The organism is Massilia sp. BAP21, from assembly GCF_057801335.1.
In genome coordinates, this window is sequence record NZ_CM173596.1 from 5515036 (window position 1) to 5532017 (window position 16982).

Here is a 16982-nt window from a genome sequence, read left to right on the forward strand (position 1 = left end):
CATAATGCCAATTGACAATTCTTGAGTTTCACACGCTGTATTCGACACGCTGGTTTCGGTTTATAACGAGGAGCAAGATGAAGCACACCTTGGTCGCGGCCCTGGCCGCTGCAGGAATGTTGATGGCAACGCCAGCCGGCGCGGCGCCGTCCGCGGCGGACGCCCGGTTCGAACGGATCTACCAGGCCGAATGGGAATGGCGCGTCAAGGAACGCCTGGCCAGCGAGGAAGACACCCGCGGCCGGGTGCGCGCGGAACTGCCGCGCGTCGATGCCAAAACCCAGCAGGCGCGCCTGGCCTACTTCCAGGGCGTGCTGCGCCAGCTCGACGCCCTGCCCCAGGCCGGCCTGTCGCCGGCGGCGCGGCTCGACTACCAGGTCTACCGCGCCCAGGTCGCCGCCTTCGTCGAGGAACTGCGTTTCCGCGAATACGAGCAGCCGCTGAACGCCGACAGCGCCTTCTGGACCGATGTCACCTACGGCGCGCGCCAGACCCTGACCAGCCGCGAGGACTACGACAACTACCTGCACCAGCTGGCCAGCTACCCGCGCTACTTCGGCGAGCAGCTCGACAACATGCGCGCCGGCCTGGCGCGCGGCTTCACGCCGCCGAAGGTCACCCTCCGCGGGCGCGACGCCTCGCTGGCCTCGGTGGCCGATGCCAAACCCGAGGACACCGTGTTCTACACGCCGTTCAAGACCATGCCGCCATCGATGCCGGCCGCCGAGCAGGCCGAACTGCGCGCGCGGGCGGTGGAGGCGATCCGCAGCCAGGTGCAGCCCGCGTATGCGCGCGTCCTGGCCTTCATGCGCGAGGAATACATGCCGGGTGCGCGCGAGGTGCTGGCCGCCGAGCGCCTGCCGGACGGCAAGGCCTATTACCAGTCGAAGATCGTCGAGTACACCACCACGAACCTGACCGCCGACGAGATCCACCGGATCGGCCTGGCCGAGATGGCGAAGATCCGCGCCGAGATGGCAACGACCATTGCCCAGACCGGCTTCAAGGGCGACTTCCCGGCCTTTTTGCAATTCCTCCGCACCGACCCACGCTTCTATGCCAGGACGCCGGAAGAACTGCTGATGCGCGCGGCCTGGGTGGCGAAGAAGTTCGACGCCAAGGCCGGCCAGTATTTCGGCTACCTGCCGCGCCAGCGCTTCGCGATCCTGCCGGTGCCGGACGACCAGGCGCCCTACTACACGGCCGGCCGCGGCGGCCCCGGCGTCTATCTGGTCAACACCTATAACCTGCCGGCGCGCGCCCTGTACAGCCTGCCGGCCCTGACCCTGCACGAGTCGGCACCGGGCCACGCCTTCCAGATGCCGGTGGCGCTCGAACAGAAAGGCTTGCCGCGCTTCCGCCGGGCCTACATCTCCGCCTTTGGCGAGGGCTGGGCGCTGTACACCGAGCGCCTGGGGACCGAGATGGGCATCTACGAGACGCCCTATGAAGTCTTCGGCATGCTGAGCTACCAGGCCTGGCGCGCCTCGCGCCTGGTGGTCGACACCGGCATCCACGCCAAGGGCTGGACGCGCGAGCAGGCGCAGGCCTATTTGCGCGAGAACACGGCGCTGTCCGAGCACGAGATCACGACCGAGGTGGACCGCTATATCTCGTGGCCGGGCCAGGCGCTGTCCTACTACCTGGGGCAGATGGCGATCATGGAGGCGCGCGCCAGGGCGGAGAAGGCGCTGGGCGCGAAGTTCGACATCCGCAACTTCCACGATACGGTGCTGCAGCTGGGGTCGGTGCCGCTGCCGGCGCTGCAGGAGCGGATCGACAGGTTCATTGCCGAAGGTGGGAAGAGCCCTTACCCGGCAGGGTAAGGGCTCGTAGGGTGGGCACCCCGTGCCCACGCGGAACGATGCGTCAAGTTAGCAGAGCAAAAGCGTCATGTTAGCTCCGTAGGGTGGTCATTCGAAGACCTTCAGCTTCAATTGCACCGACACCCCGCCGTACAGGCGGTCCTTGTAGCTGGGGATGATGCCGATGTTGACGCCCACGCGCTGGTAGTCGTAGGTCAGCGTCGGGATGACGGCCGGGAACCAGCCGCCGTTGCGCATCTTCGGGTAGCCGTCGAACGCCGCCAGCGCCGCGCCCACGCGTACCGGGCCGACCGCATACGGCTGCCACAGCACGCCGGCATAGTTCGACCATTCTCGGTCGCTGTTATAGAAGCGCCCGCCGACGGCGGCCATCGTGCCGGAAAAGCGGTATTCGGCGCCCAGGCCCTTGTTGTTGCCGTTCAGGCCCTTGCCGCTGTCGAAGTGGGCGGTCCAGAAACCGGAGTCGATCCAGAACTCGCGCTTCGGCTCGGCCTCGATCTTCGTGAACAAGTCCTCGGCCTGCGCCAGGGGCGCGGCCAGCGCCAGCAGCAGGAAGGCAGGTCCCGGCCAGGCGGCGGCCTTCAATCGTCGCTCCTGGGGTCGAGCCCGGGGAACATCACCTCGGTGAAACCGAAGCGGGAAAAATCGCGTATCCGCATCGGATACAGGATGCCGAGCAGGTGATCGACTTCGTGCTGCACCACCCGCGCATGGAAGCCGTCGACCTCGCGCCGGATCGGGTTGCCATGCTGGTCCACGCCTTCGTAGCGCAGGCGCGTATGGCGCGGCACGCTGCCGCGCAGGCCGGGCACCGAGAGGCAGCCCTCGAAACCCTCTTCCATCTCGTCCGACAAGGGCGTGAGCACGGGATTCAGGAGCACGGTCTCCGGCACCTGGGGCGCTTCGGGATAGCGCGGATTGCTCTGGAAGCCGAAGATCACCAGCTGCAGGTTGACGCCGATCTGCGGCGCGGCCAGGCCGGCGCCGTTTGCCGCATGCATGGTGTCGAACATGTCGGCGATCAGGCTGTCCAGCTCCGGCGTGCCGAAGGCGGTAACGGGTTCGGCCACGCGCAGCAAGCGCGGGTCGCCCATCTTCAAGATCTCGCGCACGGCCATGGTTTACCCCTTCAACTGGTCCAGGAATTCCCGGAAACCGGCGGCGGTTTCCGGGTGCTTCAGGCCGATGGCGGCGGTGGCCTGCAGGTAGCCGAGCTTGGAGCCGCAGTCGTAGCGCTGGCCGGCGTAGCGGTAGGCCAGCACGCGCTCGGCCCGCATCAGCGCGGCGATGCCGTCGGTGAGCTGGATTTCGCCGCCGCTGCCCACGCCCAGGTTTTCCAGGTGATCGAAGATGGCGCCGCTCAGCACGTAGCGGCCGACCACGGCCAGGGTCGACGGCGCCTCCTCCGGCTTCGGTTTCTCGACGATGCCCGACACCAGTTCCAGGTCGCTGCGATACGGCGTGGCGCTGACGATGCCGTACTGGCGCGTGTTCGCGCGCGGCACGTCCTGCACCGCCAGCAGGCTGCACTTTTCGTATTCGTAGAGTTCCGTCATCTGGGCCAGCACCGGCTTGCCGCCGTCGGCATCCATGAAGTCGTCGGCCAGCAGCACGGCAAACGGCTCGTTGCCGACCACCGGACGCGCGCACAGCACCGCGTGGCCCAGGCCGAGCGGGGCCGACTGGCGGATGTAGATACAGGTGACGTTCTTCGGGATCACCTTGCGCACCACGTCCAGCAGCTCCTGCTTGTTATGCGCCTGGAGCTCGGATTCAAGTTCGTAGGCCTTGTCGAAATGGTCTTCGATGGCGCGCTTGTTGCGGCCGGTGATGAAGATCATCTCGGTGATGCCGGCCGCCACCGCCTCTTCCACCGCGTACTGGATCAGCGGCTTGTCGACGATCGGCAGCATCTCCTTCGGCTGCGCCTTGGTGGCGGGAAGGAAGCGGCTGCCGAGACCGGCCACCGGAAAGACTGCCTTGCGGATCTGCGAAGTGCGCTGCGTCATGCTGTCCTTTCTTTGTTCAGGTTGGATTACCCAGCAGCGCCAGCAGGCCTGCTTCGTCGAGCACGGTCACGCCCAGCGCCTCGGCCTTTTCCAGCTTGCTGCCGGCCTCGGCGCCCGCGACCACGTACGAGGTCTTCTTCGAGACCGAACCGGAAACCTTGCCGCCGGCCGCCTCGATCAGCGCGCCGGCCGCATCGCGCGACATGGTCGGCAGCGTCCCGGTCAGGACAAAGGTCTTGCCGGCCAGGGCGCCCTGCGGCGCCTCGGCTTCCTCTGGCAAGGATTCCAGCAGCTCGCGCCGCAGGGCCGACAGGTTCATCAGCGCCTCGCGGTTCGCCTCGACCGCCATCCACGACTCCAGCGAAGTCACCAGCGCTTCGGGCAGGCCGAACACGCCGAACACCTTCAGGAAGGCCAGGTCTTCCAGCGTGCGGCCATCGAGCAGCTGGCGCGCGCGCGGCTCGGTCAGTTTCGGAATGCCGAGGGCGGCCAGCAAGCCGACTTCGTCCAGGCGTTCGCGCAGCGCCGCCTTCGGCGCGTGTTCGCCGGTGGGCGCCACGCCGGTCGCCAGCAGCGCGTTCAGGGCGATCTGGTTCTTTTCTTCGGCAAAGAAGTCGGCGATCGACTCGGCCACGGTGCCGCCGATGTCGGGCAGCACGCGCAGCAGCGCGGCCGGGGCACGGCGCACCAGGGCCAGCGAACCGAGCCAGTCGGCCAGGGTCTTGGCAGTGGACTCGCCCACGTGGCGGATGCCGAGCGCGAACAGCAGGCGCTCCAGCGGCGGATGCTTGCTGGCGGCAATCGCGGCCAGCAAATTGTCGGCCCACTTGGTGGCAACCTTGCCTTGTTTCACTGTCTCCGGCGTGGTGCCGTCGCGCTCGTCGGCCGCGCGCTTCATCTGCAGCAGATCGTCCAGCGTCAGCGTGTAGAGGTCGGCCACGCCGTGGATCAGATTGCACTCGACCAGGCTGTCGATATAACGGTCGCCCAGGCCCTCGATGTCCATCATGCGGCGCCCGGCAAAGTGGCGGATCGCTTCCTTGCGCTGGGCCGCGCAGGTCAGCCCGCCCGAGCAGCGCGCCACGGCCTCGCCCTCTTCGCGCACCACGTGCGAGCCGCACACCGGGCAGTTGGTCGGCAGCGTGTACACCATCGGCTCCGGGCTCAAGCGGCGCTCCAGCACCACCGACAGGACTTCCGGAATCACGTCGCCGGCGCGGCGCACGATGACCGTGTCGCCGATGCGCACGTCCTTGCGCCGCACCTCATCCTCGTTGTGCAGGGTGGCATTCGTGACGGTCACACCGCCCACCGACACCGGCACCAGGCGCGCCACCGGAGTGATCGCGCCGGTCCGGCCGACCTGCACGTCGATGGCCGAGACCACGGTCAGCGCTTCCTCGGCCGGGAATTTATGGGCCAGCGCGAAGCGCGGCGCGCGCGAGACGAAGCCGAGCGCGCGCTGGTCTTCCAGGCGGTCGACCTTGTACACCACGCCGTCGATCTCGTACGGCAGCGTGGGGCGCTTTTCCCCGATGCTGCGGTAGTAGTCGAGCAGGCCGGCGCTGCCTTTCACGACCGCCCTTTCCTTCGATACCGGCAGGCCGAGACGGTCGAACCAGTCCAGCATCTGCGAATGCGATGCCGGCATCTCGGCCCCTTCCAGCAGGCCGATGCCATAGGCGAAGAAGCGCAGCTTACGCTGGGCAGTGATGCGCGCGTCGAGCTGGCGCAGGCTGCCGGCGGCGGCGTTGCGCGGATTCGCGAATTCCTTCTGGCCGCCCTCGCGCTGGCGTTCGTTCAGCTTTTCGAAGTCGGCCTTGAACATCAGCACTTCTCCGCGCACTTCGAGCACGGCGGGAATATCGTCGCCATGCAGGCGCAGCGGAATCACGCGCACGGTGCGAATGTTGGCGGTGACGTCTTCGCCGGTGTAACCGTCGCCGCGCGTGGCGGCCTGCACGAAGACGCCGTTCTCGTAGCGCAGGCTCATGGCCAGGCCGTCGAACTTCAGTTCGGCCGCATATTCCACCGCACCGGCGGCCGCGCTCAGGTCGAGGCCTTCGCGCACGCGGCGGTCGAAGTTGTCGACGTCCTCGTCCTGGAAGCCGTTGTTCAGCGAGAGCATCGGCACCGCATGGGTCACCTGCTTGAACTCGGGGATCGGGGCGCCGCCCACGCGCGAAGTCGGCGTGTCGTTCGACACTGCTTCCGGGTGCGCGGCTTCCAGGTCCTGCAGTTCGCGGAACAGCTTGTCGTACTCGGCGTCGGGAATCGTCGGCGCGTCGAGCACGTGGTAATTGTAGATGTGGCGGTTCAGTTCCTCGACCAGCCAGGCCATGCGTTCAAGGTAGTCTTGCGCTTCGCTCATGCTGGTCCTCAGCTGAACAGGCGCAGCGCGCGGGTGGAGCCGGCCGGGATGTCCGAGGCTTCCATCTCCGCGTAGAACTCCTTCACCTGGCCGGCGATTTCTTCCAGGCTGGCGTCGAGCAGCGGCTGCTCGAAGTCGTCGACAACCGTCGCGTCCAGGCGCCCCACCAGGTCTTTCGCGCACCGGACCATGGCGCCAAAGCCGTCGCGGCTCGGGGCCACGCAAGGCACGTCGAGCAGCAGGGTCAGGCGGTCGGTCGTTTCGGCGCCCATGTTGACGTTGGTCGAGAGCGTGAACAGCACGCCGCCATGGCCGTCGGGCATGGCGAAGCGGCCATCCGGGCGCACGTCGAAGCCGGCCTTTTCCAGCGCGCCGATCAGGGTGCTCATCGGCCAGGCCGGGCCGTTCGATTTCAGGTTCACGCCCAGCTGGGCGTCGTGGCCGGCGACGAACTTGTGCAGGGTGCGCGCTTCGCTCATCACCTCGATCATGTCGGGCACGGCCGGCTCGGCGCCGATCTCGTCGGCCACGGCACGCAGGCGCGTGACCAGTTCCGAGTATTCGAGTTCGTTCAGGGCCGTGGTACGGGTCGCCATCTGCACACCGGCCTGCAGCTCGGTGTAGACGCCGCCATGGACGATCGGCTCCCAGTCGCCGCTGACGGCCAGGCCGATGAAGTGGATCGGCTTGTTGCCGACCCGGCGCAGTTTCAGCAGCGAAGGCAGGATCTTGTCGCCGCGCGCCGCGCCTTCCAGCGCCAGCGGGATCATGCAGTCGATCAGCGGGTCGACCAGGCTCTCGGCCACTTCGGCCGGCGGCGGCCCGGCGGTCACGCCGGGCGGGACGACGCCGGGCAGCGGCGCAGCAGGCGCCAGCGGATCGGCCGTCACGGAGGCAGCGGAGGCGGCGGCGACCGTACCGGCGGCGCCGGCCACGCTGCCACCCGTGGCGCCCAGGTCCGGCGCCGCATTCGAAGGCGCGCCGAAGCTCGGCTCCATCGCCTCGGCGCCGGGCATGCCGACGTCGAGCACCGGTTCCTGGCGGTCGACGCCGACCGAACCGCTGCGCATCAGGACGTCGTCATGGTCGGAGGCAAAGGCGCGTTCGACGGTTTTTCTCGCCTTGTACTCCTGCCACTTGTTGTAGGTGATGACGCCGACGACGAATACGCCGCCAGCCGCGATCAGGCTCATCTGGAAGTCTGTCATGCTGCTTGTGCCTCTTGTGCGAAGTGGGCGGCGGACTCCATGTCCACCGCCACGATGCGCGATACGCCCTGCTCCTGCATCGTCACACCGATCAGTTGATTGGCCATCTCCATGGCGATCTTGTTATGGGAGATGAAAAGAAATTGGGTATGTTCCGACATGCGCTTCACCATGCGGCAGAAGCGCTCGGTATTCGCGTCGTCCAGCGGCGCATCCACCTCGTCCAGCAGGCAGAACGGCGCCGGATTCAGGCGGAACATCGAAAACACCAGCGCCGTCGCGGTCAGCGCCTTCTCGCCGCCCGACAGCAAATGAATCGTCGCGTTCTTCTTGCCCGGCGGCTGGGCCATCACCTGCACGCCGGCGTCGAGGATCTCGTCGCCGGTCATCACCAGGCGCGCCTGGCCGCCGCCGAACAGGATAGGGAACAGTTCCGAGAAGTGGTTGTTCACGCGGTCGAAGGTATCCTGCAGCAGCTCGCGCGTTTCCTTGTCGATGCGGCGGATCGCGTCTTCGAGCGTGGCGATGGCCTCGTTCAGGTCGGCGTTCTGCGCATCGAGGAAGCGCTTGCGTTCGGTGGCCGTGGCCAGTTCGTCCACGGCCGCCAGGTTCACCGCGCCCAGCGCCGCGATCGCATTCGTCAGGCGGGTGACCTCGCCCTGCAGGTACTGGGGTTTCAGCTCCGGGTTCAGCTTTTCGGCCAGCTGCGCCACGTCGGCGCCGGTGGCGGCCAGGGCCTCGGCAAACTGCTCCTGGTTCAGGCGAGCGGCCTGCTCCTTGAGCTGCATTTCCGTGATGCGGTCGCGCTGCGGCTGCAGGCCGCGCTCGTTGCCCATGCGCGACTCTTCCGCGTGGCGCAACTGCTGGGCCACCTGGTCGAGTTCATGGCGGGCATCGGCCAACGCGCGTTCCTGGGCGCTGCGGCGCTCCAGCAGTTCTTGCAAGCCTTCGTGGGCGGTGCCCGATTCGAGCGTCGTCAGTTCGGACTGGCCGGAGGCCAGGCTTTCCGCCACCTGGGCCGCCTGCTGGCGCGCGGTGGCGATGCTGCGCCGCAGTTCCTCGATCTTCGCGCGGCCGGTCTTCTCCGCGAACAGCGCCTCCTGGGCGCCGCGTTCCAGCTCGCGCAGCTTGTCGCGCGCTTCGGCGAGGGCTGCTTCGCGCTGCAGGAACAAGGTCTGGCCATCTTCGTGGCTGCCCTGGAGTTCGGCCAGTTCCGTGTCGAGCACTTCGAACTGTTCCTCGGCTTCGGCCTTGACCTGCTGCTGCTCGGCTTCCTGGGCGCCGATCTCGTTCAGATCGAGGTCGATCTGGTGGCTGCGCTGGTTGAAGCGCGCCTCGACTTCGCTCTGGCGCACCACCTCGATCTGCAGCGCGTGTACCTCGCGCGTGAGCGTGCCGACGCGCGTGCGCGCATCCTGCAAACGGCGCTGCAAGTCGGTGACGGCGGCGTCGGCACGGGTGGCGCGACTTCGTGCTTCGTCGAGCAGCAGGGCCTGCGCGCGCAGCTGTTTTGCCGTGTTGTCGATGTCGTGCTGGCGGCCGAGCATGCCGTCCTGTTCGGCGTCGGGCGCGAAGAAGCGCACGCTCGACTGGGACACCATGTGGCCCTGGCGCGTGACGAAGGCGCCGCCCTGCGGCAGGCGGCCACGCTCGGCAAAGGCGGTGGCCGCATCCTCGGCCACGAACACCAGGTGCAGCCAGTCGTTCAGCACGCCGCGCAGGCCGGGGTCGTTCAGTTTCAAGAGGTTGGCGAAGGGCTTCAGGCCAGGGGCTTCCGCCGCGGCGGGTGCGCTTGGTGCCGGCGAGTACAGGGCCAGGCGTGCCGGCGGCGCATCGGCAAGAAAAGCCCTGGCCCAGTCGATGTTCGACACTTCGAGGGCGCCGGTGCGTTCACGCAGCACGGCTTCCAGCGCGGTCTCCCAGCCCTCTTCCACCTGCACCTGCTGCCACAGGCGCGGCAAGCCGCCCAGCTCGTGCTTTTGCAGCCAGGGCGCGACCTTGCCCTGGGTTTGCACGCGTTCCTGCATCGCCTTCAGCGCGGACAGGCGCGCCTCCAGCTTGGCGTTCGCGCCGGACTCCTGCTGGACCTGGGCGTGGGCTTCGCGGCGCTCGGTTTCCACCGCTTCCTGGCGCTCGCTCGCTTCTTCCTGCAACATGGTCTGCTCTTCCAGCGCCTGCTGCTTTTCTTCCAGCTGCATGCGCAGGTTGGCCAGGTGGCTGCTGTCGGGCGGGCTGAGGGCGTTCTTTTCGCCCTGCAGGCGTTCGCGGCGCGTGGCCAGGCCGCTCAAAATGTTGGCGGCGTTGCGCCCGTGCGCAGCGGCCAGTTCGATGCGCTGCTGGATCTGCATGATGCGCGCGCGCGATTCCTCGGCCTTGCGCTGGGCTTCGCGCCAGGCGGCGTCGAGTTCAGGCAGGCGTTCGCCGGCCGCTTCCACCGCGATCTGCGCGCCTTCCGCGCGCGCCGCCAGTTCCTCGACGTTGAAGCTGGCTTCTTCGATCTGCTCTTCGTACTCCGCGGCCTGCGCCAGCCAGCCGTCGCGCTGGGCGCCCAGGGTGCCGAGCTGGTTCTGCAGGCGCGTGCGCGACTCGATCACGAACTTGATTTGCGCTTCCAGGCTGCCGATCTCGGAATTGGTCGCGTACAGCGCGCCCTGCGCCGTGTGCAGGCGGTCGCCGACGGCGAAGTGGTGCTGGCGCAGGTGCTCGAGTTCGAGCTCGACGTTGCGCAGCTTGGCCGTCTGCGCTTCCAGGCTGGTCTGCGCTTCTTCCATCTCGCGGAACCAGCGCTTCTGTTCGGCCTCGGCTTCGTTCTTGCGCAGCAGCCAAAGCAGCTTCTGCTTTTCTTCCTGGTCGGCCTGCAGTTGGTGGAAACGGTTCGCCACCGCCGCCTGGGCTTCGAGCTTTTCCAGGTTGGCGTTCAGTTCGCGCAGGATGTCTTCCACGCGCAGCAGGTTTTCGCGCGTGTCGGACAGGCGGTTCTCGGTTTCGCGACGGCGTTCCTTGTACTTCGAGACGCCCGCCGCTTCTTCCAGGAAGACGCGCAGCTCTTCCGGGCGCGACTCGATGATACGCGCGATCATGCCCTGGCCGATGATGGCGTAGGCGCGCGGGCCGAGGCCGGTGCCGAGGAAGATGTCCTGGATGTCGCGCCGGCGCACCGGCTGGCTGTTGATGTAATAGGTCGAGGTGCCGTCGCGCGTGAGCGTGCGCTTGACGGCGATCTCGGCGTACTGGCCCCACTGGCCGGCGGCCTTGCCCAGGCTGTTGTCGAACACCAGTTCGACCGAGGCCCGGCCCGAGGGCTTGCGGTGAGTGGAGCCGTTGAAGATCACGTCCTGCATCGATTCGCCGCGCAGTTCCGACGCTTTCGATTCGCCCAGCACCCAGCGTACGGCATCGATGATGTTCGACTTGCCGCATCCATTCGGGCCAACCACGCCGACCAGTTGCCCAGGTACCTGGAAATTGGTGGGATCGACGAAAGACTTGAATCCCGACAATTTAATGGAAGATAGTCGCACCTTGCTTCGGCTATTCGGGAATCGATGAAAGCCGCATCATACCATTTGTTGCTTGCTTTTCGGCCAAGTTTGCGGCATGTGCGAAACGCTGGAAAGCGGCCCGCCCGGGCGCCGCTGCCGGATCAGCCCGGCCCCTGGAAATTGCGGTACAAGGCGGTGGCCGCGACAAGCGCCAGCAGGAGCAGTTTCAGGCAGGTGATCACCCTGGCGCGGCGCAGCGCGGCACGCCCCGGGCCGCTCGAGGCCAGGGCCGCTTCGCGCGCGGCGCGGTCGTCCGGGTGCAGGTAGCATTCGTCGACGCTGCGGAAGGTCTCGAAGTCGTCGTTGCGCACGCGTGCGCCGAGCAGCCGCGCCAGTTCGATCATCGCTTCCAGCAGGTGCTCGTCGGGATTGCGCGCCCACAGCTCGTCGGCTTCGCACACGATGCGTTCGCGTTCGTCGCCCAGGGCGGGCATGACGATGTGGTGGCCTTCGCTGCCGGGCAGGAAGGCCAGCTTGCCGCCCATGCCGGCGAGCGCGCGCTCGATCTCCGGGCGGCGGATCGGCATGGCCTTGCCGGATTGGGTGCGCAGGATGCGAACGTGATAGCCCATGGTCTTCCTGGTTGGAATCGGACGGCGATTGTAGCAAGAGCGCAAACCGACGAATGCGCTGCCTGCGAAGATGCAGCGCGACCCAGGCCGCCCTCGCTAAAAAACGTCGGCCATTTACGGGCAACAGCAAGTTCCTTTGTGCAATACACGCAGCTATAATGCTGCGAGATTTACAAGACATGCTGGCTGGTCGACGTCGCGCCGCCAGTCCTTCATCACGTCGATCCACCCTCCGACCTGACTGCTTTCGAAAGACCCGCGTGAACACCTCGACGCTTTTCTCCACCCTGGGCATGGCTGCCTTGCTGGCAGCACTGTGCTCTACCCCTGCCAGCGCCGCACCTGGCCCTGTCGATCCGCAGCGCGACAGCATTGCCGACGAGATCATCAACAGCGTGCGCACCGCCATCGGCGCCGGCAACTGCGACGCGGCGGTGAACCTCCTGAAGAGTGGCTTGAAATCCGGACGCCCGAAGGTATCCTTGCTGGCCGGATCGATGTATGAGCAGGGTCTGTGCGTGAAACGCGATTGGGACTCCGCCATCAGCTTCTATGCCCTGGCTGCCGATGGCGGCCTGAACCAGGGCGCCGACCGGCTCGCGGCAGGCTATGCCGACCCCGTCAACGGTCCCGACATTGCCGCCGCCCTGTGGTGGGCGCAGCGCGGGATGAGCAGGCTCGTCATCCCCTACTGCCCGATCAGCGATGAAGCCCTGAAGGACCCGGACCGCTTCGTCGCCGAAATCGGCGCCTGGGAACCGGCGCGCCTGGCGACATGCAATTATGTGTTCGCCGTGTCCAGCATGATGACGGCCGAGCTGGCCTATCCCGAGCTTGCAGCCGATTTCAACCTTGGCGCCGAGGTCAGATACATCTTTTGTCCTGGCAAACCCGCGGTCGAGATCGAGAAAAGCGAGACGCAGGAATACGCCATGCTCGGCGTCATCGACGGCGATGCCTTGCGTTATCGGAACAGGAAGGACAAGACGGGCGGCTTCGAGAAAGCAGTCAACGATGTTGCCAAGCGCGCCCTTGCGCGCTATCCGCAGCCGCCCGGCATTTCGCCCGACGCCAAGGTGCATCTGGGTATGGGCTTCTTGATCGACCATCGATAGCCATACCGGCTACGGCCGCCTGGAACATTCTCCCAGGCCGGCGCGTGATCCGGCGTCCGCTAGCCCACCGCGCGCTTCGGCCCCGGATCGTTGACGGCTTCCTGCATCGCTTCGGTCAGCACCCGGCCGACCACGCCTTCGACAGCCAGCACCCGGATGCTGCCGCAGCGCACGGCCTCGACCAGCTTTTCTGCCGGCAGCGAAAACGATTCCTGGCGCGCCGCGCCCGAGAAGATGAAGAGCGTGCGCAGCGGGCTGACCCAGGCCAGCTTGACCTTGCGCACACTACCGTCGCGCTCCCTGAACTCAAGGCGCATGCCGCGTTCCAACTCATCGACAGTGCTGATTGCCGCGTCTTTCGGCGCTGCGTTATCAGGTGTCATTTCGTCGTGTGCTCGCTGGCCGTGTGTCCGCCCTTCATGGGCGCGTTGCTCCTGCTCGCGCTCTTGCTCGATGCTCGCCTGCTCCAGCGCGATGCGGCGCAGTGCGTCCTGCTGGGCCGCCTCCACCGCGAGTTCCAGCTGGCGCTCGGGCGAGAGTTCGATCGGCGCGCGCACGATCTGCAGATGGCATTCGGCCAGTTCGGCAAAGAATTGCAGGCGGTCCGCATCCTGCCACTTGATGGCGTCCAGCCACTTGTTCAAGGCGGTCAGCAAGGGCGGGAGCTTGGCGATCAGGGCCTTGCGTTGCTCCTGGGTCGCCTTCGGCTTCACGGTCCAGATCAGTTCGTCCATGGTCTGGGTGGCGTTTTCCACGGCGCCGGGGCGCTCCTCGTCGATCAGGTAAGCAAAGGTCAGCACGTCGACCCAGCGCTTGTCGAGGAAGGCCGACACCGTGGCCACCAGTTCGGCGTCGCCCAGGCGCAGCGCCACCGCCTTGCGCGCGGAGCGGCCGGCCACGGTCTGCTTTTCCAGTTTCGTCGCGCGGGCGATCGGCTGGGCAATGGCGGCTTCGGCGGCGCGTTCTTCGGCGGCCAGCTGGGCCTCGACCTCGGCCACCGCCTCGGCAAAGGCTTGCGGCTCGGCGCCGGGTTCGCCGCCAGTGCGGCCGATGCGGTCGACGCCGCGGCGCATGGCCTGCAATACCGGATCGTCCGGCGCCTGGCGCTGCTCCCAGCCCATGCGCGACAGCAAGTCGATCATGCGCCGTGCCGGGTGCGTTTCTTCGAAGAAGAAATTCTGGTCGAGCAAGGCCGCTTTCAGCACCGGCACTTGCAGGAAGCGGATCAGTTCGCGTGTTTCGAGCGGGATGTTGTCGTCGAGCAGAACCGTTTCGAAAATGCGCGACAGCAAATCGAGCGTGTTTTCCTCGCCGCGCGACAGGCTGCCCTGTGGCAGGCTCTGCTTCAGGCGCGGCAGGTAGAACACCTGGTGCGGGGTGCTGCCAGCCTGGGCTGCATTCGCCGCACTTGCCGCATCCACACCGCTAGCCGCGGGCAAGCCTGGCTGGGCCAGCTGCAAGGAAGCGAGCAGGTCGAGCAGCGAAGCCGGGGCGCCCGCGGCAGCCGGCAGCCCGGCCTGGACAAGCTGCACGCCAGCCACGGCGCCGGCCGGCATCACCGGCCCCACGCCCTGCCCGGCCGCCGTCGCGGGCAGGCCGGCCTGCGCCTGTCCCGCCTGCACCCCTGCTTGTACGTCCGTTGATGCACTGATCGATGCGCCCATAACGGGTACGGCAACCATGCCGGCAATGTACCCGGAACCGATACCGGCAATGTTGCCGGCAATGTGCGCGGTACTGATCGCGGCATTGGCGCCGGCCTGCGCCGGCATCGCGGCGCCGGCGTCCTGCGGCACGGCGGGCACGGCCGGCGCTGCCTGCGCTGCCACCGCGAACCCCAGCGCCGAACTCGGGCGCCAGCCGCTGCCCTGGGGCATGTTCGGCAACTCGGGAATCAGCGGCACTGCCGGCTCGCCGTCGGCGCCGCCCAGCAGATTGCGCAGTTGCCGGGCCAACGCGGCATCCATTCCGGACCGCCTGGCGCGCGCAGTGTCGGTGGACTTGCTGATGTGGAAGCGTTCACGCGCCTGCTTGTTGCGGGCGCGCAGTTCCTTGTCGGCCGCGTCCAGCAACGCACCCAGGTCGAGGAAGATATCCGGCTTCATCAGCGGCAGCAGCAGCTCGTGGGAACCGGTGTCCGGCTCGAAGGCGCACCAGGCTTCGTGGATGGCGGTCAGGAACACGTCCGGGCGCAGTGGATTCTGCGCGGGGCGCAACACGTCGCGCCCGAGCAGCAGGCCGAGGCGCACGCAGAGGCTGGCCAGCACTTCCGAATGGGCGATCTCGAAGGGTCGGCACAGCGCGCCAAAGGCGACCTTGCTGTCCATGACCTCGATCGGCACCAGGCTCAGCGAGTCGAGATCGGCATCGGGCTTGCTGGCCGGCGCCAGCTCCTCGGCGGCGGCGGCGAGATGGCGCGCCAGGGCTTCGCCCGCCAGGTGGATGAAGGCGTAGGAATTGGTTTTCAGCAGGTTCCCGGCGCGGGTGCGGCGGTAGGCGGACTGGGCGTCGTCGCCGGCCGTGGTCAGGTCGAGCAGGACGCTCACCAGGCGCGTGACCATGCCGCCCAGCTGTTCGCCGGCGCCGCGCGCCGCGTTGCGGGCGAGTTCTGCCACGACCTCGCGCGCCGGTGTCGCGGGCTGGGCCTTGCTGGATGTCTCGGTGTTAGCTTGAGCCATGGTGAATTCCTTCGGCGTGGGCGCCGCTCCTGCCATTGTTGCACATTATTGCCACGTGGCAATAGTCCATTTACATATTTCCCGACTATGCGCATGCCGACTGTGGCGCCCTGGGCTGCTTGCGGCTGAGAATTACTTAACGGCAGGTTTTCTGTTGAGCTTGAACAAATTCGGCGCATTTCCTTTCCATAACATTGCTAGGTTCCTCCTTCCGCCTTCTCCCCATTTGTCCAGGAGCGCTCCATGAAAACCATCCGCCGGCTCGACAGCAGAATCAAGATCCACCTCGCTTTTGCCCTGTTCTTCTTGCTGTATGCGCTCGAAGTCGTGCAGTTGGGTGCGCAGGACGGGCGGCCGCTCCTGCACCTGGGCGTGCTCGGCCCGCTGGCCCTGGGCCTGGTCCTGGCGCTCGGCTTTGCCAGCTGGCTGGCCGGCGACACGCAGCGCGCCTTGCGCGAGGCCGGCGCCCTGGCGCAGCGCCTGGCCGACGGCGACCTGCGCGTGCGCGTCGACACCGTGCAGCACGGCGAAGCCGGCAAGCTGATGGCGGCCATCGCCGCACTGGCGACAAAGCTGGCGGCCGTGGTGAAAGAGGTGCGCGCTGGGGCCGAAGGCATCGGCACGGGCACTGGGGAAATTGCCACCGGCAATATGGACCTGTCGGCGCGTACCGAACAACAGGCCGCTTCGCTGGAAGAAACGGCGTCGTCGATGGAGGAATTGACGGCGACCGTGCGCCAGAACGCCGACCATGCGCACGAAGCCAGCCGGCTGGCGGTGTCGGCGTCGGAAGTGGCGGTCAAGGGCGGCCAGGTGGTGGCGGACGTGGTCGGCACCATGGCCTCGATCAACGATTCCTCGAAGCAGATCAGCGAGATCATCGGAGTGATCGACGGCATCGCTTTCCAGACGAATATCCTGGCCCTGAACGCGGCGGTGGAGGCGGCGCGCGCCGGCGAGCAGGGGCGCGGCTTCGCCGTGGTCGCCTCGGAGGTGCGCAGCCTAGCCCAGCGCTCGGCAGCGGCGGCCAAGGAAATCAAGGCGCTGATCGACGATTCGGTGGCCAAGGTCGATACCGGCACCCAATTGGTCGACAAGGCTGGCAAGACAATGGAAGAAGTGGTGAGCAGCGTGAAGCGCGTGACCGACATCATTGCCGAGATTGCCGACGCCAGCATGGAGCAGACCGCCGGCATCGAGCAGGTGAACGGGGCGATCGCGGCGATGGACCAGGCCACCCAGCAGAACGCGGCCCTGGTCGAGGAATCGGCGGCGGCAGCCACGGCGGTGCGCGAGCAGGCGGCGGCGCTCGCGCGCGCAACGAGCGGCTTCGTGCTGGCGAACGATGCGTCCGCGCCTGCTCCGGCCAGGGAAAAGCTGTCGGACAAATCCGTAACGCCTGCCCCAGCCAGGCTGGCCGGTAAACCTCGCCAGGCGCCGGCAACGTCCCGCCCCGCCCCGGGCGCCAAACCCAAAACCAGCAAATCGGCGCCCGCCGCAGCACGCGCAGCGGCCAAAACCGACACCGATTGGGAAGAGTTTTAAATAAAACGCACGAATTACATTGACGTATTTGAGGATGCGCTTATTTTGAATATGTAGGAGTTTCCCCTACACGGGCTCAGGCGGTCATCCGATACCTCTTCCACTGCGTGGGTCGC

At 66.9% G+C, this 16982-nt stretch carries 11 protein-coding genes; 3 read left to right on the top strand and 8 right to left on the bottom strand.

Going from position 1 to position 16982, the window contains the following annotated elements; all coding sequences use genetic code 11:
- Window positions 1-77 precede the first annotated feature (77 nt).
- Window positions 78-1826: a DUF885 domain-containing protein gene (locus tag ACWYRN_RS24050; RefSeq protein ID WP_488690318.1), complete on the top strand. Its 1749-nt coding sequence runs from the start codon at window positions 78-80 to the stop codon at window positions 1824-1826.
- Between the two features lie 87 nt (window positions 1827-1913).
- Here the strand turns inward: ACWYRN_RS24050 and ACWYRN_RS24055 are convergent, their stop codons facing one another.
- From ACWYRN_RS24055 to ACWYRN_RS24085, 7 genes are all read right to left on the bottom strand, one after another.
- A complete protein-coding gene (locus ACWYRN_RS24055; protein ID WP_488690319.1) occupies window positions 1914-2411 on the bottom strand; it encodes a hypothetical protein in 498 nt (165 codons plus the stop codon).
- Window positions 2408-2944 carry a peptide deformylase gene (def, locus tag ACWYRN_RS24060; RefSeq protein ID WP_488690320.1) on the bottom strand — a complete coding sequence of 179 codons (537 nt, stop codon included), beginning with the start codon at window positions 2942-2944 and terminating at the stop codon, window positions 2408-2410. Before def ends, ACWYRN_RS24055 begins: the two co-directional genes overlap by 4 nt.
- Before the next feature lie 3 nt (window positions 2945-2947).
- Window positions 2948-3835 (bottom strand): UTP--glucose-1-phosphate uridylyltransferase GalU, encoded by an 888-nt coding sequence (gene galU, locus ACWYRN_RS24065; protein ID WP_488690321.1) that lies wholly within the window; start codon window positions 3833-3835, stop codon window positions 2948-2950.
- A gap of 16 nt (window positions 3836-3851) precedes the next feature.
- A complete protein-coding gene (gene ligA, locus ACWYRN_RS24070; protein ID WP_488690322.1) occupies window positions 3852-6206 on the bottom strand; it encodes an NAD-dependent DNA ligase LigA in 2355 nt (784 codons plus the stop codon).
- An 8-nt stretch (window positions 6207-6214) separates the two neighbouring features.
- Window positions 6215-7414, bottom strand: coding sequence for a cell division protein ZipA C-terminal FtsZ-binding domain-containing protein (locus ACWYRN_RS24075; protein ID WP_488690323.1), 1200 nt, complete (start codon window positions 7412-7414; stop codon window positions 6215-6217).
- Window positions 7411-10935, bottom strand: coding sequence for a chromosome segregation protein SMC (gene smc, locus ACWYRN_RS24080; RefSeq protein WP_488690324.1), 3525 nt, complete (start codon window positions 10933-10935; stop codon window positions 7411-7413). The genes ACWYRN_RS24075 and smc overlap by 4 nt, the downstream gene beginning before the upstream one ends.
- Before the next feature lie 122 nt (window positions 10936-11057).
- Window positions 11058-11528: a hypothetical protein gene (locus tag ACWYRN_RS24085; protein WP_488690325.1), complete on the bottom strand. Its 471-nt coding sequence runs from the start codon at window positions 11526-11528 to the stop codon at window positions 11058-11060.
- A gap of 260 nt (window positions 11529-11788) precedes the next feature.
- Here ACWYRN_RS24085 and ACWYRN_RS24090 point away from each other — a divergent pair, with 260 nt between their 5' ends.
- Window positions 11789-12643: a hypothetical protein gene (locus tag ACWYRN_RS24090; RefSeq protein WP_488690326.1), complete on the top strand. Its 855-nt coding sequence runs from the start codon at window positions 11789-11791 to the stop codon at window positions 12641-12643.
- 59 nt (window positions 12644-12702) lie between these two features.
- Here the strand turns inward: ACWYRN_RS24090 and ACWYRN_RS24095 are convergent, their stop codons facing one another.
- Window positions 12703-15321, bottom strand: coding sequence for a DUF1631 family protein (locus ACWYRN_RS24095; RefSeq protein ID WP_488690327.1), 2619 nt, complete (start codon window positions 15319-15321; stop codon window positions 12703-12705).
- Window positions 15322-15564: 243 nt separating this feature from the next.
- On the opposite strand from ACWYRN_RS24095, the gene ACWYRN_RS24100 reads away from it, so the two are divergent.
- Window positions 15565-16866: a methyl-accepting chemotaxis protein gene (locus tag ACWYRN_RS24100; RefSeq protein WP_488690328.1), complete on the top strand. Its 1302-nt coding sequence runs from the start codon at window positions 15565-15567 to the stop codon at window positions 16864-16866.
- Window positions 16867-16982 lie beyond the last annotated feature (116 nt).